The following is a 22688-nucleotide window of genomic DNA, read 5'->3' as shown; positions in this document are numbered from 1 at the left end:
CCCTTACTCAGGTGTGCCCGCCGCCGCTCGCTCGGTAGCATGGAAGGGCTCTGCCACCGACCCGGAAGGCCGCCCGTCACGGGCATCCATGTCTGACACCACCCGCAGCCCGCGCTCCGCCAGCGAGCAGGACAAGCCGACGCACACCGTCGTGGTCCCCAACAGCATCGACATGGTCTCCGTCCTGGGTCCGGGCGACGAGCACCTCCGGCTGATCGAGCGCACCTTCGCGGCAGGGGTCCACGTCCGCGGCAACCGGATCACGCTGACCGGCGACTCCGCCGAGGTCGCGATGGCCGAGCGGCTGCTCGACGAGGTCGTCACGCTCGTGCGCACCGGGCAGGGCGTGACCGGCGAGACCGTCGAGCGGATCATCCAGATGCTGCGCACGGAGACGCAGGAGCGGCCGGCCGACGTGCTGAGCCTCAACATCCTCTCCAACCGCGGCCGCACGATCCGTCCCAAGACGCTCAACCAGAAGCGTTACGTCGAGTCGATCGACACCAGCACGATCACCTTCGGCATCGGCCCCGCCGGCACCGGCAAGACCTACCTCGCGATGGCGAAGGCCGTGCAGGCGCTGCAGAACAAGGAGGTCAACCGGATCATCCTCAGCCGCCCGGCGGTGGAGGCGGGGGAGCGGCTCGGCTTCCTGCCCGGCACGCTCAGCGAGAAGATCGACCCCTACCTGCGCCCGCTCTACGACGCGCTGCACGACATGGTCGACCCCGAGACGATCCCCAAGCTCCTCGCCGCCGGCACCATCGAGGTGGCGCCGCTCGCGTTCCTGCGCGGTCGGTCGCTCAACGACTCCTTCATCATCCTCGACGAGGCGCAGAACACGACGCCCGAGCAGATGAAGATGTTCCTCACCCGTCTCGGCTTCGGCTCGCGCATCGTCGTCACCGGTGACACCAGCCAGGTCGACCTGCCGTCGGGCACCAAGTCCGGGCTGCGGGTCGTCGAGGGCATCCTCGACGGCGTGGAGGACATCACCTTCTGCCGGCTCACCGGCACCGACGTCGTGCGCCACCGCCTCGTTGGTCGCATCGTCGAGGCCTACGAGGTCTTCGATGCCGCTGACGAGCGCCCGCACACAGGCCCGAAGAAGGCCGAGCGGGGGCCGCGATGAGCATCGAGGTCCTCAACGAGTCGGGCCAGGACGTCGACGTACGCCGGTTGTCCCGGCTCGCCCGCTTCGTGATCGACCAGATGCGGGTCCACCCGCAGGCCGAGCTCTGCATCAAGGCCGTCGACGAGGACACCATCGCCGAGCTCAACGAGCAGTGGATGGACAAGGAGGGCCCGACCGACGTGCTGGCCTTCCCGATGGACGAGCTGCGCCCGGGCCGGGTCAACGAGGAGCCCGAGGAGGGCGTGCTCGGCGACCTGGTCCTCGCGCCGACGATCGCCGAGCGGCAGGGCGAGGAGGCGGGCCACGGCCGCGAGGCCGAGATCGACCTGCTGACCGTCCACGGCATCCTGCACCTCCTCGGCTACGACCACGCCGAGCCGGAGGAGCATGCGGTCATGTTCGACCTGCAGGGCGAGCTGCTCGACAAGTGGCGCGCCGCCCCAGACGCCGACTGACGTGGGAGACGTGACCGCCGACATCTGGCAGCTCGGCTCCGCGGCGCTGCTGGTCGTCCTCGCCGGGCTCTTCTCCGCCGCCGACGCCGCGCTCAACGGGTTCTCCCGCGCCCGCGCGGAGGAGCTGCGGGCCGAGGGGCGCCCCGGCGCCAAGCGGCTCCTCCAGATCCTCGACGACCCGCCGCGCTACCTCAACACCGCGCTCCTGCTGCGCCTGCTCTGCGAGATCAGCGCGATCGTGCTCGTCAGCATCTGGTCGCGCGACGCCTACAGCGACGTCCTCGTGCCCAGCGTCCTCACCACGATCGGCGTGATGCTGGTCGTGTCCTTCGTCGTGATCGGCGTCGCCCCGCGCACCCTCGGCCGCCAGCACGACGCGCGCGTCGCGCTCCTGTCCGCCGGCCCGCTCTCGCTGGTGACGACCATCCTCGGCCCGATCCCCGCGCTGCTGATCCTGCTGGGCAACGCCATCACCCCGGGTCGCGGCTTCAGCGAGGGCCCGTTCTCGACCGAGACCGAGCTGCGCGAGCTGGTCGACCTCGCCGAGGCGTCCGCGGTGATCGAGTCGGGCGAGCGCCGGATGATCCACTCCGTCTTCGAGCTCGGCGACACCACGACCCGCGAGGTGATGGTGCCGCGACCCGACGTGGTCTACGTCGAGCGCCACAAGAACATCCGCCAGACGCTCTCGCTCTTCCTGCGCAGCGGCTACTCCCGGATCCCGGTGATCGACGAGAACCTCGACGACATCGTCGGCATGGCCTACCTCAAGGACCTCGTCCGCCGCGACTTCGAGGCCCCCGACGTGGAGTTCACCCAGCGGGTCGACGAGGTGATGCGCCCGGTCCACTACGTCCCGGAGTCCAAGCCCGTCGACGCGCTGCTCACCGAGCTCCAGGCCCGGCGCCAGCACATCGCCGTCGTGATCGACGAGTACGGCGGCACCGCCGGGCTGATCACCATCGAGGACGTGCTGGAGGAGATCGTGGGCGAGATCACCGACGAGTACGACGTCGACGAGGTCGAGGTCGAGCACCTCGAGGGCGGCGCCATCCGGGTCTCCTCGCGCTACCCGGTCGACGACCTCGACGAGATCGTCGGCTTCGACGTCGAGGACGACGACGTCGACAGCGTCGGCGGGCTGATGGCCAAGCACCTCGGCAAGGTCCCGATCCCCGGGTCCGTCGTGGAGTGCCACGGCCTGCGGCTCGAGGCGGAGCGAGCGACGGGTCGCCGCAACAAGATCGAGACCGTGCTGGTCTCCTTGCTACCTGCGGAGGGCGAGCACGCCGACGACGCCTCCCACGTCACCTCCGGCGGCCGCTGACCACGACGTACTCCCACCGCATCCGGCCCGACCCCTCGTCGGCGCCGGCAGCGAGGGCGTCGAGGGCCGCGTCGAGCTCGGCGGTCCGCTCGGGCTGGTCGGTCAGCCCGCGGTAGGCCATCAGCGTCGGGCCGTAGTTGTCGCGGAAGTAGTCCCGGAAGTCCGTCGGCCCGCGGAACAGGTCGACGTCGACGTGGTCACGCTCGAAGGCCAGGTCCTCGACCCGGTCGCCGAACAGCTCGCGCACGTGCGCCTCGCTGCCCCACAGCGGAGGCGGCTGCACCCCGGCGGGCGGGGGCGGGACGAAGTCGCGCATCGTGGCGAACAACCGGCCGATGAAGCCCTCCGGCGTCCAGCTCACCAGGCCCAGCCGACCGCCCGGGCGCAGCACCCGCACGACCTCGTCCGCTGCGGCCTGGTGGTGAGGCGCGAACATCACGCCGACCGTGCTCATCACGACGTCGTACGACGCCTCGGGCCAGGGCAGTGCCTCGGCGTCCGCCACCTGCCAGTCGATGTCGGCGTCCGGGTGCTCGGCGCGGCCGATGTCGAGGAGCTCGGGGGTGAGGTCGGACGCGACGACGGAGGCCCCGGCACGAGCAGCGGGGACGGCCGCATTGCCGGTGCCGGCGGCGATGTCGAGCACGCGCTCGCCGGCGGTGATCCCGAGCGAGGCGACCAGCCGTTCGCCGAGGACCGGGATGATCTCGCGGGCGACACGGTCGTAGTGGCCGGACGCCCACATCGTGCGGTGCCGCTGCTTGAGGGCGGCATCGGCGTCGGTGTCGGTGGTCTGCGTGGTCATGGTGGTCCTCCCCGGATCCTCGATGGATGTGGGCATGACGCTAGGAGCGGCGGACCAGACCGACGAGTGCAGGATCTGTACCACCCCCCGGGGACGGGCGTAGCGTCCACGAGATGGGAGCCAGCTATCGGCAGTTCTGCCCGGTGAGCAAGGCGATGGAGCTGCTCGACGAGCGCTGGACGCTGCTCGTGGTCCGCGAGCTGATGCTGGGCAGCGACCACTTCAACCAGCTGCGCCGCGGGCTCCCGCGGATGTCGCCGTCGCTGCTCTCCCGCCGGCTGCAGCAGCTGGCGCGCGCGGGCATCGTCGAGCGCGCGGAGTCCGGGGGAGAGGTGCGCTACCGGCTCACCGCGGCGGGCGAGGAGCTGCGCCCGGTCGTCGAGGCGCTCGGCGTCTGGGGCACCCGCTGGATCCCCGACCTGGCCGACCCCGACCTCGACCCCAAGCTGCTGCTGTGGGACATGCACCGCAACGTCGACCACGCCGTGGTGCCGCCGCGGCGGACCGTAGTGGCGTTCGAGTTCATGGACGTCGCGCCGGGGGTCGCCCGCTGGTGGCTGGTGATGACCGCCGGCGACGTCGACGTCTGCGACGACGACCCGGGTGACGAGCCGGCTGCGCTGGTGCGGACCTCGCTGCGCACCCTCACCGAGATCTGGCGCGGTGACCGCACCTGGGCCAGCGCGGTCGGCGACGAGTCGCTGCGGGTGCTGGCGACCGGCGACGTGGTGAGTGCGCTGCCCGGCTGGTTCCTGCTGTCGCCGTTCGCGTCGGTGCCGCGACCGGTCCCGCTGACCCACGAGCCCGTTCACTAGGCTTGCTCGCATGAGCGAGCAGCCCTCCGCCCCCGAGGACCTCAGCGCCGAGGACGCCAAGCTGGTGACCCTGGCCCGGGCCACCCGCGCCCGCGCCCGCGCCACCGAGGGCGCCGCGGTGCGCGACCTCGACGGCCGGACGTACGCCGCCGCGAGCGTCCGCCTCGAGCACCTGAGCCTCTCGGCGCTCGAGGTCTGCGTCGCGATGGCGTTGTCGTCGGGGTCGACCGGCCTGGAGGCCGCGGTCGTGCTGACCGACGGCGACGTCCCCGACCTCGCCGCCGTCACCGACTTCGCGGGACCCGACGTGCCGGTGCTCGTGGGCGACCCGCGCGGCGCCGTCCACACCCGGCTGGCGACGCCCGGAGTGTGACGCACATGGTTGTCCAGCGCAACCATCTGTGAGGTAGGAGATAGTCGCTCGCGAGTGTCCGACCCGGTCGCTAGCGTGGAGGGGTGCGAGCGCCGATCGGCTGGGACGAGCACGCTGCAGGAGTGGCGCGGCTCGAGGCGTCCTACGCCGCCCTGCCCCCGACGGCACCGGTCCGGCTGGCGAAGCGCACCAGCAACCTGTTCCGGGGTCGCGCGGAGCTGACCACGGGGCTCGACGTCTCCGGGCTCGGCGGCGTGATCGAGGTCGACGGCGACGTCGCCGAGGTGCAGGGGATGTGCACCTACGAGCACCTCGTCGAGGCGACCCTGGCCCACGGCCGTATCCCGCTGGTCGTGCCCCAGCTGCGGACCATCACGCTCGGCGGTGCGGTCACCGGCCTCGGCATCGAGGCGACCAGCTTCCGCAGCGGGCTGCCCCACGAGTCGGTGCTCGAGATGGACGTCCTCACCGGCAGCGGTGAGGTGGTGACGACCAAGCCGGGCGACGAGCTCTTCGACGCCTTCCCCAACTCCTACGGCTCGCTCGGCTACGCCACCCGGCTGCGGATCGAGCTCGAGCCGGTCCAGCCCTACGTCGCGCTCCGCCACGTCCGCTTCGAGGACGCCCACGCGCTCGCCGAGGCCGTGGAGCTCATCGTCCGCTCGCGCGAGTGGGAGGGCGAGCGGGTCGACGGCCTCGACGGGGTGGCCTTCGCGCCCGGCGAGCTCCACCTCACCCTCGCCCGCTGGACCGACGAGCTCGGTCCGACCAGTGACTACGCCGGGCAGCAGGTCTTCTACCGCTCGCTCCAGCAGCGCACGACCGACCGGCTCACGATGCTCGACTACCTCTGGCGCTGGGACACCGACTGGTTCTGGTGCTCGCGGGCGTTCGGCGCCCAGCACCCGGTCGTACGCCGGGTGTGGCCGCGGCGGCTGCGTCGCTCCGACGTCTACTGGAAGCTCGTCGCGCTCGACCGCCGGTTCGGGATCGGTGACCGACTGGACCGGCGGGCCGGACGGCCGCAGGGGGAGCGCGTCGTGCAGGACGTCGAGGTCCCGGTCGAGCGGCTCGCCGAGTTCCTGGCGTGGTTCGACCGCGAGGTCGGCATGCGTCCCGTGTGGCTGTGCCCGTTGCGGCTGCGCGACCGCGAGTGGCCCGGCTACCCGCTCACCCGCGACACGACCTACGTCAACGTCGGCTTCTGGGGCGTCGTCAACGTCGGTCCCGACGCGCCGCAGTCCCCCCTCAACCGGGCGATCGAGGCGAAGGTGTCCGAGCTCGGCGGGCACAAGAGCCTCTACTCCGAGGCGTTCTACGCCCCGGACGAGTTCGACCGCCTCTACGGCGGTGCCGAGCTGGCGCGGGTCAAGGCCATCCACGACCCCGACGACCGGCTGACCTCCCTCTACGACAAGGTGGTGCGCGAACGATGAGCTTCAAGCTCGACGCTGGCTCGGAGGCTCGCGGACGGATGACGATCGGCGACGCGTTCGGGCGCCTGGTCCGCGGCGGGCTGCCGCTGCGCTTCACGGCCTACGACGGCAGCACCGCAGGCCCGTCCGACGCCGAGGTGGGCATGCACCTGCGCACGGAGCGCGGCCTGGCCTACCTGATGACGGCCCCCGGTGACCTGGGGCTGGCGCGGGCCTACACGAGCCTCGACCTCGACCTCACCGGCGTGCACCCGGGCGACCCCTACGACGCCCTGGTGCTGCTCAAGGACCACACGAAGTTCCGGGTGCCGACCCCCACCGAGGCGGTCTCCATCGTCCGCAGCCTCGGTCTGTCCCACCTGCGTCCGCCGGCCCCGCCGCCGCAGGAGCACCTCCCGCGCTGGCGTCGCACGGTCGAGGGCCTGCGCCACTCGCTGGTGCGCGATGCGGAGGTCATCTCGCACCACTACGACGTGTCCAACCGCTTCTACGAGCTGGTGCTCGGCCCGTCGATGGCCTACACCTGCGCGCTCTACGACCCGCCGACAGCGACGCTCGAGGAGGCCCAGGCCGCGAAGTTCGACCTCGTCGCCCGCAAGCTCGCACTCGGGCCGGGCCAGCGCCTGCTCGACGTCGGCTGCGGCTGGGGGACCATGGTGCGCCACGCCGCCCGCGAGCACGGCGTACGAGCGCTGGGCGTGACGCTGTCCGCCGAGCAGGCCCAGTGGGCGCAGGCGGCCATCGAGCGCGAGGGGCTCGGCCACCTCGCCGAGGTGCGCCACCTCGACTACCGCGCGGTCACCGAGACCGGGTTCGACGCGGTCAGCTCGATCGGGCTCACCGAGCACATCGGGGTGCGCAACTACCCCGCCTACTTCGGCCACCTGCGGGCCCGGCTCGCGCCCGGCGGCCGGCTGCTCAACCACTGCATCACCCGGCCCCACAACGGCCACCAGGAGACGGGCGCGTTCATCGACCGCTACGTCTTCCCCGACGGCGAGCTGATCGGGTCGGGCACGATCATCGCGGCGGCGCAGGACGCGGGGCTCGAGGTGCAGCACTCCGAGAACCTCCGCCTCCACTACGCCTCCACGCTGCGCGACTGGAACCACAACCTCGTCGAGCACTGGGACGAGTGCGTCGCCGAGGTGGGTGAGGGCACGGCGCGCGTCTGGGGCATCTACCTCGCCGGCTCGCGGGTCGGGTTCGAGCGCGACGAGGTCGAGCTCCACCAGGTGCTCGCGACGCGCAACCACGTCGACGGCAGCTCCGGCTTCCCGATGCGCCCCGACTGGTGAGCAGTCGATAACGTGGACCGGTGAGCACGCGGGCAGCCCAGTTCAGCGCACGGGTCGTGAGCCGTGAACCGCTGACGGACCACCTCGTGCGGCTCGTCCTCGACGGGCTCGACGGCTTCGCGAGCACCGGCGTCCCCGACGAGTGGGTCGGGCTCGTGGTGCCCGGTCAGTTCCAGAGCCGCTACTACACCGTGCGCTCGTGGGACGGGCGTGAGCTGGTCCTCGACGTCGTGGTCCACGACGTCGGGCTGGTGACGGAGTGGGCGATGCGCGACTGCGTCGGCGACACCGTCACGATCACCGAGCCCAAGGCGTCCTTCGCACCCCCGGCTGACGCCGCCTGGCTGCTGCTCGTCGGCGACCTGACGGCGATGCCGGCGACCGCCCGCATCCTCGAGGCCCACCCCGACCTGCCGACGTACGTCATGGCGGAGGTGCCCGATGACCTGTCGGGCTACCTGCCCGGCCACGCCGACGTGACCTGGCTCGAGCCGCCCGCGCCGGGGCAGAGTGCGCTCGCGCAGGTGGTCGAGGGCATCGACTGGCCCGAGGGCGACGGCTACTTCTGGATGGCGGGGGAGTCCGCGCAGATGCGCGCGATCCGCAAGCACCTGATGCGCGAGGTCGGCCTCCCGACGAGCCACTACGACGTGATGGGCTACTGGCGCGCGACCGCCGGCCGCCAACCCCGAGCAGTCGATCCCGGCCCCATCTGGCGCGCCGGCAAGGCGGCAGGGAAGAGTGACGAGCAGATCTGGGCGGAGTACGACGCAGCGCGAGAGGCAACCGATGGCTGACGAGCATGACGACACCACCGAGGACGTCGGCGAGGAGCTGGACGACCTTGACGACGACCTCGACGAGGACGACGAGCTCGACGACGACTTCGACCTCTCCGGGGTCGCCCCGGCCGGCGCGTTCTACCAGGCGCCGGAGGGCTACCGGAGCGGCTTCGCGTCGTTCGTGGGCCGCCCCAATGCGGGGAAGTCGACGCTGACCAACGCGCTGGTCGGCCAGAAGATCGTCATCACGTCCTCCAAGCCGCAGACGACCCGCAACGTGGTGCGCGGCATCGTTAACCGAGACGACGCGCAGCTGATCCTCGTCGACACCCCCGGCCTGCACCGCCCGCGCACCCTGCTCGGCGAGCGGCTCAACGACCTCGTCCGCACCACGTGGGCCGAGGTCGACGTCGTGGCCGTCTGCTTCCCGGCCAACGAGAAGATCGGCCCCGGCGACCGCTACCTCGTCGGCGAGCTGTCGAAGGTGCGGCGTACGACCCGCATCGCCGTCGCCACCAAGACCGACCTCGTCACCCCCGAGCAGCTCGGCCAGCACCTGCTCGACATCCAGGCGCTGGGCGAGGAGACGTCCACCGTGTGGGCCGAGATCGTCCCGGTGTCCGCGGTCTCCGGAGACCAGGTCCAGCTGCTCGCCGACCTCCTCGTGGGGCAGCTGCCCGAGGGCCCGCCGCTCTACCCCGACGGCGACCTCACCGACGCCCCGGAGGAGGCGCTCGCCGCCGACCTGATCCGCGAGGCCGCCCTCGAGGGCGTGCGCGACGAGCTTCCGCACTCGATCGCCGTCGTCGTCGAGGAGATGGGCCTGCGCGAGGGCCGCCCCGCCGACAAGCCGCTGCTGGTGATCGTGGCGAACCTCTACGTCGAGCGCGACTCCCAGAAGGGGATCATGATCGGCCACAAGGGTGCCCGCCTGCGCTCGGTCGGCACGGCCGCGCGCAAGCAGATCGAGGCGCTGCTCGGCACCCCGGTCTACCTCGACCTGCAGGTGAAGATCGCCAAGGACTGGCAGCGCGACCCACGTCAGCTGCGCAAGCTCGGGTTCTAGGCCTTCCCGCTGTCAGTGATTCCCGGCTGACCGGGGATCACTGAACATGTCAGGCCGTGCACGGGCCGACAAGTTCAGCGAGAGCCTGGCAAGTGCGGTCCGCTCGCGGCAGTCGGCCTTCGAGAACTGACGTGCGGCGGTACGGGACGGCCCGGACGCAGGTCGGGTGCGTCGACCGGGTCGTCGTACGCCACCCGCATCGGGACGACACCCGCCCACACCGGCTCGTCGAGGTCCTCGTCGGGGTCGTCGGGGAAGCCGTCGCCGACCTTCACCGACCACTCGTCGAGCGGGACCCGCAGCACCGAGGTCGCGGCCAGCTCCTTGGCCCGCGGCGCGCGCAGCTCGGCCCAGCGACCGGGCAGCAGGTGCTCGGTCAGCACCTCGAGGGCGTGCAGCTTCTCGTCGGCAGCGACCTCGGTGGCGGTGCCGAGCACGGTCGCGCTGCGGTAGCGCATGCTCGACTCAAAGGCCGAGCGCGCGTAGACCAGCCCGTCGAGGTGGGTGACGCTGACGCAGACGGGTGCACCGGCCGCGAGCGCGCGCATCAACCGGCTCCCGGTGGAGCCGTGCAGGAGCAGGTGGTCGCCGTCACGGGCGCAGGCCATGGGCAGGACGAAGGGCTGACGGTCCACCTCGAAGCCGACAGCAGCGTGCATCGCCTCGTCGAGGATCGCGTGGAGGGTCGCCAGGTCGCGGACCTGCTTCTCGGGCAGCCGGCGCACGTCGGTGCGCGCGTCGCGGGGACTCATGGACAGATCATGCCGGGACCCAGCAGATCCCGTAGCGCTGTCCGGCGTCCCACTGCTCCTGCGTCGGGCTCTCCTGCGACCAGGTGAAGTCGAGCGGGTCGGCGGCGTCGGCCCGGGCGGCGTCGCCGCACGGACCGTCCATCCGGTCGGCCACCGCCGTCCTCGGCGGCAACTTCTTCCCCGGGATGTCGACCGACGACACCGCCTTCCAGGCATGCTTCGCGGCGCAGCCGACCCGCCGGAACGCCGGGGTGCCGGGGGGCGCGGTGGCGCACATGGCGACCGCCGGGGCGTCACCGAGACCCTTCGTGGCGCGCGGCAAGGTCAGCAACCGGCGGGGTCCGGCGACGACGACGACGTCGCAGCGGAACCAGTCGGCGCCCGCTTCCGCGCGCTTCGGCGGCGGTGTGAACCAGACCGACCGCGCCATGGTCAGCCTCAGCTCCCGCGGCGTACGACCGAGGTGCCTTGCCAGCCGGGCGCTGCACGTAGAGCGCGCCTGCTCCTGAGCGGCCCGCGAGTCGACGCGGCGGACGTGCCCGGCCTTGGTCTCCAGCTCCAGCCGGCCGACGAAGTACGTCTGCGCCGTGTGCTTGCGCTTGCACGTCACCGGCTCGGTGCTGCCCACGACGTTGACGGCCTGGCCGAAGGACAGCAGGTGGCACTCGCCGACGCGCGGACGAGGGCCGGGGTCGGGCGGGTCGGTGGTCTCGATCGCGGTGGCGGACGACGAGGGCGACGGCGTCGAGTCGCTGACGGGCTCCGTCGGCGAGGACGAGCACCCGCTGACGGCGAGGACGAGCGCACCCAGCGCGAGGACCGCCCTCATCCCATCACCAGGGCGGCCAGCGTCCCGCCCAGCTCGTACGCCGACTCCCGGTCCGCCTCGCCCACCTCGCCCAGCACCTCGAGGACGGGGGCGGCCTGGCGCCAGCCGAGCGCACCGACGATCGACTGCACCGATCGCACGGCGCCCGTCGTGTCGTAGCGGCCGTGCACGTAGAGGCCGTAGGGCTTGCGTCCTCCCTCGACCGTCCCGGCTGCGCCGTCGTCGGCGAGCGCGCCACCGGCCTGGAGGAAGATCGAGTCGAAGAAGTGCTTGAGGGCGCCGCTCATGTAGCCGAAGTTCGCCGGCGTGCCGAGCACGTAGCCGTCCGCCGCGAGCACGTCGTCGGCGTCGGCCTCGAGCGCCGCGCGCACGACCACCTCCACGCCCTCGATGGCGTCGTCCGAGGCACCCGCGACCACCGCGTCGCTGAGGGCGGTGACCGACGGGGTCGGTGAGTGGTGGACCACCAGCAGCCGGGGCATGACGTGAGCCTACGAGGCGAGTAGCGTCGATCGGTGTGAGCTTCGAGGTGGCGGGTGAGGCGTACGACCGGTTCATGGGTCGCTACTCCCAGCCGCTCGCCGCCGACTTCGCGCAGTGGCTGGACCTCCAGCCGGGGCAACGGGCGGTCGACGTGGGATGCGGGCCGGGAGCGCTCACCGCGGTCCTGGCCGAGCGCCTGGGCGCGGACCACGTGGCGGCGGTCGACCCGAGCGAGCCGTTCGTGGCCGCCTGCCGCGAGCGCAACCCGGGCGTCGACGTGCGGCACGGCGGCGCCGAGTCGCTGCCGTTCGACGACGACTCCTTCGACGTCGCGGCGGCGTGCCTCGTCGTGCACTTCATGGCCGACCCCGTCCGCGGCGTCACCGAGATGGCCCGGGTGACCCGGAGGGACGGCTGGGTCGGCGCCACCGTCTGGGACCTGGCGGGCTCGCGCGCTCCCATGGCGCCGCTGTGGGAGGCCGTCGCCGAGGTCGCGCCCGAGCAACCGGGCGAGCGCGCCTTCCAGGGCGGATCGCGCGAGAGCCTGGTGTCCATCTTCGACGGATCCGGACTGCGCGACGTCGAGTCGGTGGAGCTGCAGGTCACCGTCACCCACCCGACGTTTGACGAGTGGTGGGAGCCCTACCTCCACGGCGTCGGTCCCGCGGGGGAGGTCATCGCCGCACTCGACGAGGACGCTCGCGCCCGGCTGGTGGAGACCCTGCGGCGCAACCTCGGGGACGGGCCGTTCGACCTCACCGCCGTGGCGTACGCCGCCCGCGGGCGGGCCTGACCTGCCCGCAGGCCTACTCGTCCTGGCCGACCAGCGCCGGCGGCCACCGCGAGCCGTCGAGCAGGGGTCGGTCGCCGAGCGGCTCGTCGAGGATGAGCATCTGCTGCGAGGTCGGGTTGCCGGGGCAGTTGGCGCCGCCCACGGGCGGTTGGCTCGTCCAGTAGACGGTCACGCTCTCCTCGGAGCTCACGAGGGCCGGTTCGTCGAGGAAGGGTGCGGGGTCGCGCGCAGAGGTGCACGCGGTCTCGTTGACGTCGACGGTGACCTCGGTCGCGTCGCCGTCGACCGCAGCGCTGGCGTTGACCTGTACCCAGGTCGTGTCCGGGTCGAGGACGGGGCCGAGCGTCCAGCAGTTGCCGTGACCGGTCCACCTCCACCCGTCGCTGGTGCGCTCCAGGTGCATGGTCATGGCGTCGCGTGCGGGACCGTCGGCGGTCCAATCGCCGAGCGCGAGGACGACCTGGTCGCCTTGCTCGACCAGGAGCTTCCATGGTGTGCGGCCGCCCTGAGGCAGTACGCGCGCGGTCTCGCCGCGCAGGTCCGGATCGGTGGCGACCTCGTCGAGCGCCGCCTCGATCTCCGCACGCGGCGTCACGCCCGTGGTGCCCTCGGCCATCGTCGAGGCCACCCATCCCGGGCCACCGCCGCAGGACAGCAGGACCTCGCCGTCGACGAGCGTGACCGGACCCTCGCGGGTCACCACGGGCTCGGTAGCGGTCGCAGCCGGCTCGCGCTCGCCGCACCCCGCGACCGCCAGGACGAGGGCGGCCGCGACGGCCGCACGCAGCACCCCCGGCGTCGTCATGTGTCCACGTTATGGCCGAGCCCGCGCCGGAACCGCTCGTCGCGGGCTATCGTTATCGAGTCATGATGCGCAGCCTGCTCCTCCTTCCGAGCCGCAACGAGGCCTGAACCCGGCCCCCTCGTTGCGGAGTGTGGTGCGCGCCGGTCGCCCGTTCGAGCCCCACCCGAGCAGACCGAGGACCCTCATGACCCACCTGAGCAACACCAGCAACCAGCAGGGCACCAGCCCGATGCCGTTCGGCCGCTACACGCCGTTCGTGCCCGTCGACGTACCTGACCGCACGTGGCCGACGAAGAAGGTCGACAGGGCGCCGCGGTGGCTCTCCACCGACCTGCGTGACGGCAACCAGGCGCTGATCGACCCGATGACGCCCGCCCGCAAGCTCACCATGTTCGAGCTGCTGGTGAAGATGGGCTACAAGGAGATCGAGGTCGGCTTCCCCAGCGCCAGCCAGACCGACTTCGACTTCGTGCGCAAGCTCGTCGAGGAGGACCGGATCCCCGACGACGTACAGATCTCGGTGCTGACCCAGGCCCGCGAGGACCTGATCGAGCGCACCGTCGACTCGCTGGTCGGGGCGCCCCGGGCGACGATCCACCTCTACAACGCGACCGCGCCGCTCTTCCAGCGCGTGGTCTTCCACGTCACCCCCGACGAGTGCCGCAACATCGCGGTCCGCGGCACCGAGATGGTGATGAAGTACGCCGAGGAGCGCCTGGGCGGCATCGTCGGCAGCCAGGACTTCGGCTACCAGTACAGCCCCGAGATCTTCACCCAGTCCGACACCGACTTCGCGCTCAGCGTCTGCGAGGCGGTCTCCGACGTGTGGCAGCCCGAGGCCGGGCGCGAGATCATCCTCAACCTGCCGGCGACCGTCGAGATGTCGACGCCGAACACCTACGCCGACCAGATCGAGTACTTCGGGCGCGGGCTGACCCGACGCGAGCACTCGGCGATCAGCCTGCACCCCCACAATGACCGCGGCACCGCCGTCGCCGCCACCGAGCTGGCCCTGATGGCCGGCGCGGACCGCGTCGAGGGCTGCCTGTTCGGCCACGGCGAGCGCACCGGCAACGTCGACCTGGTCACCCTGGCGATGAACCTCTTCAGCCAGGGCATCGACCCGCAGGTCGACCTCGGCGACATCGACGAGGTGCGGCGCACGGTCGAGTACTGCACCAACCTGCCGGTCCACCCGCGCCACCCCTACGCCGGCGACCTCGTCTACACCGCGTTCTCCGGGTCGCACCAGGACGCCATCAAGAAGGGCCTGGAGGACCTCGACCGGCAGGCGGCCGAGCAGGGCGTGCCCGTGGGCGAGCTGCCCTGGGAGGCGCCGTACCTCCCCATCGACCCCAAGGACGTCGGCCGCACCTACGAGGCCGTGATCCGGGTCAACAGCCAGTCCGGCAAGGGCGGCGTGGCCTACGTCCTCAAGTCCGAGCACAAGCTCGACCTGCCCCGTCGCGCCCAGATCGAGTTCAGCCGGGTCGTGCAGCAGCACACCGACACCGAGGGCGGCGAGATCACGCCCGAGGAGATCTGGTCGGTCTTCCGCGCCGAGTACCTCGACCGCCGTACGCCGCTCGAGCTCGACTCCGTCCACACGTCCAGCGCGGCCGGCGAGAAGGACCAGCTCACCGTGGGCGTCTTCGTCGACGGGGAGCGCCAGGAGCTCTCGGGTGAGGGCAACGGCCCGATCGCGGCCTTCGTCGACGCCATCTCCGGCCTCGGCCACGACGTCCGGGTGCTCGACTACGCCGAGCACGCGCTCTCGGCAGGCGGCGACGCGATCGCGGCGGCGTACGTCGAGTGTGCCGTGGGCGAGAAGGTGCTGTGGGGCGTCGGGCTCGACCCCAACATCGTCACCGCCTCGCTCAAGGCCGTCATCAGCGCCGTCAACCGCGCCTGACCTCGGTAGTCCCCATCAAATGGGTCGTCTGCGGACATCCGACACGGCCCATTTGATACGGACTACATTCACTGCATGTTGGTGAGCGAGCGGATCGGTCAGTTCTTCGTCGAGTCCGACGGTGGGCGCGACCGGCTGGAGTACACCGAGTACGGCTCGGGTGACCAGTGGGTCGTGCTGCTGCACGGCCTGCTCATGCCCCGCCGGATGCAGCAGCCGCTCGCGCGGGCGATGGCGGCGCAGGGCCTCCACGTCGTGACCCTCGACCTGCTCGGCCACGGCCGCTCCGACCAGCCGGCCGACCCGCTCGTCTACTCGATGACGTCCTTCGGCGAGCAGGTCGTGGCCCTGCTCGACCACCTCGGTGCCGAGCAGGCGGTCATCGGCGGCACCTCGCTCGGCGCCAACGTCTCGCTCGAGGTCGCGGTCATCGCGCCGGAGCGGGTCAAGGGCCTGATCGTCGAGATGCCGGTCCTCAACCACGCGCTCGTCGCCGGGATCCTCGCCTTCGTGCCGATCATGCTGGCCGCGCGCTACCTGCCCTTCACCGCCAACACCCTGCAGAAGGCGGCGCGCTCCGTGCCGCGCGGGCTGGTGCCGTTCTGGGCGGGCATCGGGCTCGACACCGTCGACCACCGGGCCGACTCGATCGCCTCGGTGCTGCACGGCGTGATCTTCGGCCGGCTCGCCCCCTCGTCGAGCCAGCGCCGCAAGATCCAGGCGCCGGTCTTCGTGGTCGGTCACCCGATCGACCCGATTCACCCGTTCGTCGACGCCGACATGCTCGCGGCCGAGCTGGCGCACGTCCGCATGGAGCGGGCGACCTCGATCCTGGAGTGGCGGTTCCGGCCGGACCGGCTGACCGCCGCCGCCACGGACTTCGCCCTCGACTGCTGGGCCACGCCCGTTGCCGACACCAAGCGCGCCCGGAAACGCTGACGTCTAGCCCGCCCTGGCACCGCCCGTGGGGGAGAATGGTCCGGTGCCCCTCTACCGCGACGAGGCGGTCGTGCTCCGCACCCACAAGCTGGGCGAGGCCGACCGCATCATCACCCTGCTGACGCGTCAGCGCGGCAAGGTGCGCGCGGTCGCCAAGGGCGTGAGGCGTACGACGTCGCGCTGGGGCTCGCGCCTCGAGCCGTTCACCCACGTCGACCTCCAGCTCGCGGAGGGTCGCAGCCTCGACGTGATCACCCAGGCGGAGACCCTCGACCCGTTCAACGCGCGGCTCGGCCTCGACTACGACCGCTACACCGCCGGCACGGTCATGCTCGAGACCGCCGACCGGCTGGTCACCGAGGAGGGCGAACCCGCGGTCCAGCAGTTCCTCCTGCTGGTCGGAGGACTCCGCGTGATGGCGAGCGAGGCGCACCCGGCCAAGCAGGTCCTCGACTCCTACCTGCTCCGCTCGCTGTCGGTCGCGGGCTACGCGCCGTCCTTCGACCACTGCGTGCAGTGCGGGATCGAGGGACCGCACCGCTTCTTCAACCCGTCGGCCGGTGGCGTGCTGTGCGCCTCCGACCGGCTGCCCGGCTCCGCGACCCCGGCCTCGGAGACGGTGGTCGTGCTGGGTGCGCTGCTCGTCGGCGACTGGCCGGTCGTGCACGCCGCCGACCCGCGCCACCTCCGCGAGGCGAGCAACCTGGTCTCGGCCTACCTCGCCTGGCACCTCGAGCGCGGCCTGCGCTCCATGGCGTACGTCGAGCGCTGACGGCTACTACGCTGGCGGCCGTGAAGCGCCAGGTGAGACCGCCGACCCCGCACCCGAGCGGCGCCACCCCGCCACCCGTCCCGCGCGACCTGGTCCCCGAGCACGTCGCGATCGTGATGGACGGCAACGGGCGGTGGGCCAAGCAGCGCGGGCTGCCTCGCACCAAGGGCCACGAGGAGGGGGAGAGCACCCTCTTCGACGTCGTCGAGGGGGGCATCGAGATCGGCGTGAAGGCGATCAGCGCCTACGCCTTCTCGACCGAGAACTGGTCGCGCTCGCCCGACGAGGTGCGTTTCCTGATGGGCTTCAACCGCGACGTGATCCGCCGCCGTCGCGACGAGATGCACGAGCTCGGAGTCCGCGTGCGTTGGGCCGGCCGGGCGCCGCGGCTGTGGAGGTCGGTGATCAAGGAGCTCCAGGTCGCCGAGGAGATGACGAAGGACAACGACGTCCTCACCCTCACGATGTGCGTCAACTACGGCGGCCGCGCCGAGCTCGCCGACGCCGCCCGGTCGATCGGCCGCGAGGTCGCGGCGGGCCGACTGAACCCCGACAAGATCGACGAGAAGACCTTCGCCCGCCACCTCTACGTCCCCGAGCTCCCCGACGCCGACATGATCTGGCGCACGTCGGGGGAGCAGCGGCTGTCCAACTTCATGCTGTGGCAGGCGGCCTACAGCGAGATGGTCTTCACCAACGTGCTCTGGCCCGACGTCGACCGGCGCGACCTGTGGGCGGCGATCGAGACGTACGCCAGCAGGGACCGTCGCTACGGCGGCGCGGTGCCCAACGAGTCCTGACCCGACGTGGACTAGCGACAGGCCGGGCAGGTGCCGAAGATCTCCAGCGTGTGGCTGATGTCGGCGTAGCCGTGCTCGGCGGCGATCGACCCGGTCCAGCGCTCGACGGCCGGTCCCTCGACCTCGACGGTCGCACCGCACGTGCGGCACACCAGGTGGTGGTGGTGCGTGTCGGAGCAGCTGCGCCAGATGGCCTCGCCGTCCTCGTTGCGCAGCATGTCGACCTCGCCGGCGTCGGCGAGCGCGGAGAGCGTGCGGTAGACCGTCGCCAGGCCCACCGAGTCGCCCTGGCGGGAGATCAGGTCGTGGATCTCCTGCGCGCTGCGGAAGTCGTCGAACCCGGCCAGGGCCGTGGCGACGGCGCGGCGCTGGCGCGTGGGGCGTACGGGGGACCGCTCAGTGCTCGTCATAGTGCTCTCCGTGCGGGGCGTGCCGGTGGCCGTCGTGGACGTAGTCGACGTGGTCGGCGTGGGGGACGGCCGGGTGTCCACAGTCCTTGCCGTGCTCGTGGGGATGCTGGTCGGTGGAGCGGTGCGGCGCTGCGGAGACCTCGGGGAAGGGGGCCATCAGCCTGCTGCGGCGTCGCAGCCAGACCCCGATCGGCCAGGTGGCGGTGAACATGGCCAGGGCCATCAGCACGATGGTCGGTCCGGGCGCGACGTCCACGCGGAAGGACAGGGCCGCACTCAGGAGCAGCCCACCGACGGAGGCCACGCAGCCGACGAGCATCGCCCCGACGAACGTCGCCCGGAAGGATCGCGCGAGCTGCTGCGAGGTCGCCACCGGCACCACCATGAGCGCCGAGACCAGCAGCAGGCCGACCGTGCGCATGGCCACCGTGATGCTGACGGCGGCCAGCACGGCGATCAGCAGGTTGTAGCCGCGGACCCGCAGGCCGGCCACGCGGGCGAAGTCCTGGTCGCTGGCCACGGCGAAGAGCTGCGGTGACAGGCCGAGCGTCAGGACGAGCACCACCGCGGCGAGGATGGCGGTGAAGACGACGTCGGCGAACGAGATGCTGTTGAGCGAGCCGAAGAGGTAGGCCTGCAGCGTCGCGGCGCCCTGCCCGGCGATGCCGGTGATCAGCACGCCTCCGGCGAGGCCGCCGTAGAAGAGCAGCGCCAGCGCGACGTCGCCGTTGGTGTGGCCACGCTCGCGGATCACCTCCATGAGCACCGCCCCGAGCACCGCGACGACGATCGCGGACCAGGTGGGGGAGGCGCCGGTGAGCAGGCCGAGGGCCACACCGGTCACGGCGACGTGCCCGATGCCGTCGCCCAGGAGGGCGAGCCGGCGCTGGACGATGAACGTGCCGATCGCCGGCGCCGCGAGCCCGGTGAGCAGGGCCGCGACCAGTGCACGCTGCATGAAGTCGAGCGACAGGAGGTCGATGAAGCTCATCCTGGGTTCCCCCGCTCCCAGTCGAAGGGGGAGGAGACGTGGGGTGCGTGGTCGTGCCCTCCCGGTACGTCGTGGTCGTGGTGGTGGTGGGTGTGCGAGGCGACCTCTTGCGTGAGCGGAGGGCCGTCGTAGGCCACCCACCCGTCGCGCATCACGACCGTCCGGTCGATCAGCGGCATCATCGGGCCGATCTCGTGTGCCACCAGCACGATGGTCGCGCCGCGCTCCTTGAGCTGGCGCAGCGCGTCGGCGAGTGCCTGCTGGTTGGGCAGGTCGACCCCAGCCGTCGGCTCGTCGAGCACGAGCAGGTCCGGCTCACCCGCGAGCGCCCGCGCGATGAGCACCCGCTGCTGCTGGCCGCCGGACAGCTGGGAGACGCCGTGCGATGCCCGGTCCGACAGCCCGACGACCTCGAGCGCCGACTCGACGGCCGACCGGTCGGCCGCGCTGGTCGGCCGCAGGAGCCGGCGTCGACCGACGCGTCCGGAGGCGACGACCTCGCGGACCGTGGCAGGCACGCCGCCGGTCGCGGTCGAGCGCTGAGGCACGAAGCCGATCCGCTGCCAGTCGCCGAAGTCGTCGAGCGGGGTCCCGAAGAGGCGCACCTCGCCACGAGCGACCGGCAGGAGGCCGGTGAGCGCGCGGACGAGGGTGGACTTGCCCGACCCGTTGGGCCCGAGCAGCGTCACCATGTCGCCGGCGTGCACGGTCAGGTCGACGTCGCGCAGGATCGGTCGGCCCCCGATCGCGACGGAGACCCGGTCGAGGACGACGGGAACGGAGGTGTCGGGCGAGGTCACGAGCAGCCGTTGGCCTGCTGGAGGGCGGTGAGGTTCTCGCGCATGAGGGAAAGGTAGTCCTCGTCGGCCGTGTCGTCGGACAACCCCTCGATCGGGTCGAGCACCGCGGTGGACACGCCGAGGTCGTCGGCCAGCGTCTCGGCCATCTTCGGGCTCACCAGTCGCTCGGAGAAGACGGTCGTGACGCCGTCCTCGGTGATGAGCTCCTGGAGGCGGGCCAGGTCGGCAGCCGTGGCCTCGGCGTCGGGGGACAGCCCGGCGATCGGCTCGAAGTCCAGCCCGTAGCGCGTCAGGTAGCCGAAGGCCTGGTGGCTGACCACCGTGGTGCTCCGCTCGCAGGAGGCCAGCCCTGCGGTGTAGTCGGCGTCGAGCGACTCGAGCTCGGTGCGCAGCGCCGCTGCGTTGTCGTCGTACGTCTGGGCCGCGTCAGGGTCGATCTCGCCCAGCTCGTCGGCCACGGCGTCGGCGAAGTCGGCGACCAGGAGCGGGTCGAGCCAGAAGTGCGGGTCGAACTCGCCGTGCTCGGCATGCTCCTCCTCGGTCTCGCCCTCGTGCTCCTCGTGCTCGTCCTCGCTCGCGGGCAGCAGGTCCACGACCGCGGCGGCGTCCAGCACGGGGGCGTCGGCCTCCTCGACGGTCGCGTCCACGGCCGGCTGGAACCCGTCCTCGAGGACGATGACGTCCGCGTCCTCCAACGCCGCGGTCTGGGCGATGGTCAGGGCGAGGTCGTGCGGCTCCTGGCCGGGCTGCGTCAGGTTCTCCACGGTCCAGTCGTCGCCTGCCACCCGACCCGTCACCCAGGCCAGCGGGTAGAACGCCGCGACTGCCGAGCGACCATTCCCGGCTCCGTCGGCGGACCCGCCGCAACCCGCAAGGAGGAGGGCCGAGGCGAGGGCCGCGGTGAGGGCAACAGGTCGAGCGACGGCCAACATGAGAATGATTCTCACCGTCCTTGAGAACCATTGTCAACTTGTCCGGGTAGTCCAGTGACGAATGGCTGTCCCGAGGCCGTTTCGGCAACAGGAACCCGCTGGACTACCCCGGCCGTAGGGTGAGCCCGTGCTCGTCGTCACCCGCCTGCGTACGCCGTCCAGTCCCCGTGGCACAGACCCGGCCGCGGAGGACGAGCTGCGCCGCGGCCTCCTCCACGCGCTCGCGATCCTCGCGGCCAAGCCCGGTCACGTCGGGGGAGAGGTCGGCCGCAACGTCGACGACCCGACCCTGTGGGTGCTGACCACCCGCTGGGAGAACGTCGGGTCCTACCGCCGGGCACTGGGGTCGTACGAGGGCAAGATGCACATCCAGCCGCTGATGGTGCACGCCGTGGACGAGCCGAGCGCCTACGAGCTCGTCGAGGAGGGGACCGACCTCAACGAGTCCCAGCCCCGGTCGTTAGGCTGACCGCTCGCCCCGCTTGAACCAACATGGACCGGCAGCCAGCCGGTCCGGACACACGTCATATCGAAGGACCTCCACCGTGGCCAAGCCCGCCCCGACCGCCCTGGACAACGTCGTCTCCCTCGCCAAGCGCCGAGGTTTCGTCTACCCCTGCGGTGAGATCTACGGCGGCACCAAGTCCGCGTGGGACTACGGCCCGCTGGGTGTCGAGCTCAAGGAGAACATCAAGCGCCAGTGGTGGCGCTTCATGGTCACCCGCCGCGACGACGTCGTCGGCCTCGACTCCAGCGTCATCCTGCCGACCCGCACCTGGGAGGCCAGTGGTCATCTGAGCACGTTCAGCGACCCGCTGACCGAGTGCCAGTCCTGCCACAAGCGCTTCCGCGCGGACCACATGCAGGAGGACTACGCGGCCAAGAAGGGGATCGACGACCCCGACACGGTCGACATCAACGAGTCGATCGCCTGTCCCAACTGCGGCACCCGCAACGCGTGGACCGAGCCGCGCAACTTCAACATGATGCTCAAGACCTACCTCGGCGTGATCGAGGACGAGTCCGGCCTGCATTACCTGCGGCCCGAGACCGCGCAGGGCATCTTCCTCAACTTCGCCAACGTCGTGACGTCCAGCCGCCAGAAGCCGCCCTTCGGCATCGCCCAGATGGGCAAGAGCTTCCGCAACGAGATCACGCCCGGCAACTTCATCTTCCGCACCCGCGAGTTCGAGCAGATGGAGATGGAGTTCTTCGTCAAGCCGGGCGAGGACGACGAGTGGTTCCGCTACTGGATCGAGGAGCGCACCCGCTGGTACGTCGACCTCGGCATCGACCCCGACAACCTGCGCCACTACGAGCACCCGCAGGAGAAGCTGTCGCACTACTCCAAGGGCACGACCGACATCGAGTACCGCTTCGGGTTCTCGGGTCGTGACTTCGAGGAGCTCGAGGGGATCGCCAACCGCACCGACTTCGACCTCAAGCAGCACAGCGAGTTCTCCGGCAAGGACCTGTCCTACTACGACCAGGCCGCCGACGAGCGCTACCTGCCCTACGTCATCGAGCCCGCCGCGGGCCTCACCCGCTCGTTGATGGCGTTCCTCATCGACGCCTACACCGAGGACGAGGCCCCCAACACCAAGGGCGGCGTCGACAAGCGCGTCGTGCTCAAGCTCGACCCGCGCCTCGCGCCCGTCAAGGTCGCGGTGCTGCCGCTGAGCCGCAACGCCGACCTCTCGCCCAAGGCGAAGGCGCTGGCCGCCGAGCTGCGCCAGAACTGGAACGTCGAGTTCGACGACTCCGGCGCGATCGGGCGCCGCTACCGCCGCCAGGACGAGATCGGTACGCCGTTCTGCGTGACGGTCGACTTCGAGACGCTCGACGACGACGCGGTCACCATCCGCGAGCGCGACACGATGAGCCAGGAGCGGGTCAGCCTCGACGGCATCACCCGCTGGTTCGCGGAGAAGCTCGTCGGCTGCTGACCCGGCGGCCGCGGAATGCGGCCGAGCCGTGT

The 22688-nt window shown here is 71.4% G+C and carries 25 protein-coding genes; 16 read left to right on the top strand and 9 right to left on the bottom strand.

The window, feature by feature from the left end; genetic code table 11:
• The first annotated feature begins 88 nt into the window (after nucleotides 1–88).
• Genes EUA06_RS13730 through EUA06_RS13720 form a run of 3 tightly spaced genes read left to right on the top strand, consistent with a single transcriptional unit; the run spans nucleotide 89 to nucleotide 2917 of the window.
• A complete protein-coding gene (locus EUA06_RS13730) occupies nucleotides 89–1132 on the top strand; it encodes a PhoH family protein (protein ID WP_129476756.1) in 1044 nt (347 codons plus the stop codon).
• Nucleotides 1129–1590: an rRNA maturation RNase YbeY gene (gene ybeY, locus EUA06_RS13725; protein WP_129476753.1), complete on the top strand. Its 462-nt coding sequence runs from the start codon at nucleotides 1129–1131 to the stop codon at nucleotides 1588–1590. Before EUA06_RS13730 ends, ybeY begins: the two co-directional genes overlap by 4 nt.
• A 10-nt stretch (nucleotides 1591–1600) precedes the next feature.
• Nucleotides 1601–2917, top strand: a complete 1317-nt coding sequence (locus EUA06_RS13720; RefSeq protein WP_242498154.1) for a hemolysin family protein — start codon at nucleotides 1601–1603, stop codon at nucleotides 2915–2917.
• On the opposite strand, the gene EUA06_RS13715 is transcribed toward EUA06_RS13720, so the two are convergent.
• Nucleotides 2898–3722, bottom strand: a complete 825-nt coding sequence (locus tag EUA06_RS13715) for a class I SAM-dependent methyltransferase (RefSeq protein ID WP_129476747.1) — start codon at nucleotides 3720–3722, stop codon at nucleotides 2898–2900. The two genes, EUA06_RS13720 and EUA06_RS13715, sit on opposite strands and share 20 nt — an antisense overlap.
• 113 nt (nucleotides 3723–3835) lie before the next feature.
• On the opposite strand from EUA06_RS13715, the gene EUA06_RS13710 reads away from it, so the two are divergent.
• The 6 genes from EUA06_RS13710 to era all read left to right on the top strand — a co-directional run bounded on the left by EUA06_RS13710 (nucleotide 3836) and on the right by era (nucleotide 9492).
• Nucleotides 3836–4537 carry a winged helix-turn-helix transcriptional regulator gene (locus EUA06_RS13710; protein ID WP_129476744.1) on the top strand — a complete coding sequence of 234 codons (702 nt, stop codon included), beginning with the start codon at nucleotides 3836–3838 and terminating at the stop codon, nucleotides 4535–4537.
• A 10-nt stretch (nucleotides 4538–4547) separates the two neighbouring features.
• Complete coding sequence (locus EUA06_RS13705) at nucleotides 4548–4910, top strand: cytidine deaminase (RefSeq protein WP_129476741.1); 363 nt, start codon at nucleotides 4548–4550, stop codon at nucleotides 4908–4910.
• A gap of 83 nt (nucleotides 4911–4993) precedes the next feature.
• Nucleotides 4994–6346 carry an FAD-binding oxidoreductase gene (locus EUA06_RS13700; RefSeq protein ID WP_165354393.1) on the top strand — a complete coding sequence of 451 codons (1353 nt, stop codon included), beginning with the start codon at nucleotides 4994–4996 and terminating at the stop codon, nucleotides 6344–6346.
• Nucleotides 6343–7644, top strand: coding sequence for an SAM-dependent methyltransferase (locus EUA06_RS13695; RefSeq protein WP_129476738.1), 1302 nt, complete (start codon nucleotides 6343–6345; stop codon nucleotides 7642–7644). The genes EUA06_RS13700 and EUA06_RS13695 overlap by 4 nt, the downstream gene beginning before the upstream one ends.
• A 20-nt stretch (nucleotides 7645–7664) precedes the next feature.
• Nucleotides 7665–8441, top strand: coding sequence for a siderophore-interacting protein (locus tag EUA06_RS13690; protein ID WP_129476735.1), 777 nt, complete (start codon nucleotides 7665–7667; stop codon nucleotides 8439–8441).
• Nucleotides 8434–9492: a GTPase Era gene (gene era / locus EUA06_RS13685; protein ID WP_129476732.1), complete on the top strand. Its 1059-nt coding sequence runs from the start codon at nucleotides 8434–8436 to the stop codon at nucleotides 9490–9492. Before EUA06_RS13690 ends, era begins: the two co-directional genes overlap by 8 nt.
• A gap of 74 nt (nucleotides 9493–9566) precedes the next feature.
• On the opposite strand, the gene EUA06_RS13680 is transcribed toward era, so the two are convergent.
• The 3 genes from EUA06_RS13680 to EUA06_RS13670 are packed head-to-tail and all read right to left on the bottom strand — an operon-like array spanning nucleotide 9567 to nucleotide 11555.
• A complete protein-coding gene (locus tag EUA06_RS13680; RefSeq protein ID WP_129476729.1) occupies nucleotides 9567–10244 on the bottom strand; it encodes a pyridoxamine 5'-phosphate oxidase family protein in 678 nt (225 codons plus the stop codon).
• Between the two features lie 7 nt (nucleotides 10245–10251).
• Nucleotides 10252–11073 carry a septum formation family protein gene (locus tag EUA06_RS13675; protein ID WP_129476726.1) on the bottom strand — a complete coding sequence of 274 codons (822 nt, stop codon included), beginning with the start codon at nucleotides 11071–11073 and terminating at the stop codon, nucleotides 10252–10254.
• On the bottom strand, nucleotides 11070–11555 hold the full coding sequence (locus EUA06_RS13670) for an NAD(P)H-dependent oxidoreductase (protein ID WP_129476723.1): 486 nt from the start codon (nucleotides 11553–11555) through the stop codon (nucleotides 11070–11072). The genes EUA06_RS13675 and EUA06_RS13670 overlap by 4 nt, the downstream gene beginning before the upstream one ends.
• 35 nt (nucleotides 11556–11590) lie before the next feature.
• Between EUA06_RS13670 and EUA06_RS13665 the strand changes: the two genes are divergently transcribed.
• Nucleotides 11591–12349 (top strand): class I SAM-dependent methyltransferase, encoded by a 759-nt coding sequence (locus EUA06_RS13665; RefSeq protein ID WP_129476720.1) that lies wholly within the window; start codon nucleotides 11591–11593, stop codon nucleotides 12347–12349.
• 13 nt (nucleotides 12350–12362) lie between these two features.
• Here EUA06_RS13665 and EUA06_RS13660 read toward each other — a convergent pair whose 3' ends face one another.
• Nucleotides 12363–13154, bottom strand: a complete 792-nt coding sequence (locus EUA06_RS13660) for a hypothetical protein (protein ID WP_129476717.1) — start codon at nucleotides 13152–13154, stop codon at nucleotides 12363–12365.
• Between the two features lie 184 nt (nucleotides 13155–13338).
• On the opposite strand from EUA06_RS13660, the gene leuA reads away from it, so the two are divergent.
• The 4 genes from leuA (at nucleotide 13339) to EUA06_RS13640 (ending at nucleotide 17577) form a co-directional block, all read left to right on the top strand.
• Nucleotides 13339–15066, top strand: coding sequence for a 2-isopropylmalate synthase (gene leuA / locus EUA06_RS13655; RefSeq protein ID WP_129476714.1), 1728 nt, complete (start codon nucleotides 13339–13341; stop codon nucleotides 15064–15066).
• Nucleotides 15067–15141: 75 nt separating this feature from the next.
• The gene (locus tag EUA06_RS13650; RefSeq protein ID WP_129476711.1) at nucleotides 15142–16005 is read left to right on the top strand and encodes an alpha/beta hydrolase; all 864 of its coding nucleotides are present in this window, start codon (nucleotides 15142–15144) and stop codon (nucleotides 16003–16005) included.
• Nucleotides 16006–16048: 43 nt separating this feature from the next.
• Nucleotides 16049–16777 (top strand): DNA repair protein RecO, encoded by a 729-nt coding sequence (gene recO, locus EUA06_RS13645; protein ID WP_129476709.1) that lies wholly within the window; start codon nucleotides 16049–16051, stop codon nucleotides 16775–16777.
• A 20-nt stretch (nucleotides 16778–16797) separates the two neighbouring features.
• Complete coding sequence (locus EUA06_RS13640) at nucleotides 16798–17577, top strand: isoprenyl transferase (RefSeq protein ID WP_129476706.1); 780 nt, start codon at nucleotides 16798–16800, stop codon at nucleotides 17575–17577.
• Nucleotides 17578–17588: 11 nt separating this feature from the next.
• On the opposite strand, the gene EUA06_RS13635 is transcribed toward EUA06_RS13640, so the two are convergent.
• From EUA06_RS13635 to EUA06_RS13620, 4 genes are read right to left on the bottom strand one after another with little or no spacing between them, the layout of a single operon-like run.
• Nucleotides 17589–17987, bottom strand: a complete 399-nt coding sequence (locus tag EUA06_RS13635) for a Fur family transcriptional regulator (protein ID WP_129476703.1) — start codon at nucleotides 17985–17987, stop codon at nucleotides 17589–17591.
• Nucleotides 17974–18978, bottom strand: coding sequence for a metal ABC transporter permease (locus EUA06_RS13630; RefSeq protein WP_129476700.1), 1005 nt, complete (start codon nucleotides 18976–18978; stop codon nucleotides 17974–17976). The genes EUA06_RS13635 and EUA06_RS13630 overlap by 14 nt, the downstream gene beginning before the upstream one ends.
• Nucleotides 18975–19778 carry a metal ABC transporter ATP-binding protein gene (locus tag EUA06_RS13625; RefSeq protein ID WP_242498153.1) on the bottom strand — a complete coding sequence of 268 codons (804 nt, stop codon included), beginning with the start codon at nucleotides 19776–19778 and terminating at the stop codon, nucleotides 18975–18977. The genes EUA06_RS13630 and EUA06_RS13625 overlap by 4 nt, the downstream gene beginning before the upstream one ends.
• Entirely contained in the window at nucleotides 19775–20710 is a 936-nt protein-coding gene (locus EUA06_RS13620) for a metal ABC transporter substrate-binding protein (RefSeq protein ID WP_129476695.1), read from the bottom strand. Before EUA06_RS13620 ends, EUA06_RS13625 begins: the two co-directional genes overlap by 4 nt.
• Before the next feature lie 127 nt (nucleotides 20711–20837).
• On the opposite strand from EUA06_RS13620, the gene EUA06_RS13615 reads away from it, so the two are divergent.
• Both EUA06_RS13615 and EUA06_RS13610 read left to right on the top strand, forming a co-directional pair.
• Nucleotides 20838–21179 carry an antibiotic biosynthesis monooxygenase family protein gene (locus EUA06_RS13615; RefSeq protein WP_242498152.1) on the top strand — a complete coding sequence of 114 codons (342 nt, stop codon included), beginning with the start codon at nucleotides 20838–20840 and terminating at the stop codon, nucleotides 21177–21179.
• Nucleotides 21180–21255: 76 nt separating this feature from the next.
• Nucleotides 21256–22656 carry a glycine--tRNA ligase gene (locus EUA06_RS13610; RefSeq protein ID WP_129476692.1) on the top strand — a complete coding sequence of 467 codons (1401 nt, stop codon included), beginning with the start codon at nucleotides 21256–21258 and terminating at the stop codon, nucleotides 22654–22656.
• Nucleotides 22657–22688 lie beyond the last annotated feature (32 nt).

It is taken from the genome of Nocardioides glacieisoli, from assembly GCF_004137245.1.
Taxonomy (GTDB): domain Bacteria; phylum Actinomycetota; class Actinomycetes; order Propionibacteriales; family Nocardioidaceae; genus Nocardioides; species Nocardioides glacieisoli.
This window is presented reverse-complemented; position numbering and strand designations above follow the sequence as displayed.

Coding starts and splice junctions, on each gene's coding strand:
- EUA06_RS13660 (WP_129476717.1), bottom strand. CDS start 13,154: ATGACGACGCCGGGGGTGCTGCGTGCGGCCGTCGCGGCCGCCCTCGTC.
- EUA06_RS13675 (WP_129476726.1), bottom strand. CDS start 11,073: ATGAGGGCGGTCCTCGCGCTGGGTGCGCTCGTCCTCGCCGTCAGCGGG.
- EUA06_RS13710 (WP_129476744.1), top strand. CDS start 3,836: ATGGGAGCCAGCTATCGGCAGTTCTGCCCGGTGAGCAAGGCGATGGAG.
- EUA06_RS13670 (WP_129476723.1), bottom strand. CDS start 11,555: ATGCCCCGGCTGCTGGTGGTCCACCACTCACCGACCCCGTCGGTCACC.
- EUA06_RS13635 (WP_129476703.1), bottom strand. CDS start 17,987: ATGACGAGCACTGAGCGGTCCCCCGTACGCCCCACGCGCCAGCGCCGC.
- leuA (WP_129476714.1), top strand. CDS start 13,339: ATGACCCACCTGAGCAACACCAGCAACCAGCAGGGCACCAGCCCGATG.
- EUA06_RS13650 (WP_129476711.1), top strand. CDS start 15,142: ATGTTGGTGAGCGAGCGGATCGGTCAGTTCTTCGTCGAGTCCGACGGT.
- EUA06_RS13695 (WP_129476738.1), top strand. CDS start 6,343: ATGAGCTTCAAGCTCGACGCTGGCTCGGAGGCTCGCGGACGGATGACG.
- EUA06_RS13730 (WP_129476756.1), top strand. CDS start 89: ATGTCTGACACCACCCGCAGCCCGCGCTCCGCCAGCGAGCAGGACAAG.
- ybeY (WP_129476753.1), top strand. CDS start 1,129: ATGAGCATCGAGGTCCTCAACGAGTCGGGCCAGGACGTCGACGTACGC.
- EUA06_RS13705 (WP_129476741.1), top strand. CDS start 4,548: ATGAGCGAGCAGCCCTCCGCCCCCGAGGACCTCAGCGCCGAGGACGCC.
- EUA06_RS13680 (WP_129476729.1), bottom strand. CDS start 10,244: ATGAGTCCCCGCGACGCGCGCACCGACGTGCGCCGGCTGCCCGAGAAG.
- EUA06_RS13715 (WP_129476747.1), bottom strand. CDS start 3,722: ATGACCACGCAGACCACCGACACCGACGCCGATGCCGCCCTCAAGCAG.
- EUA06_RS13620 (WP_129476695.1), bottom strand. CDS start 20,710: ATGTTGGCCGTCGCTCGACCTGTTGCCCTCACCGCGGCCCTCGCCTCG.
- era (WP_129476732.1), top strand. CDS start 8,434: ATGGCTGACGAGCATGACGACACCACCGAGGACGTCGGCGAGGAGCTG.
- EUA06_RS13630 (WP_129476700.1), bottom strand. CDS start 18,978: ATGAGCTTCATCGACCTCCTGTCGCTCGACTTCATGCAGCGTGCACTG.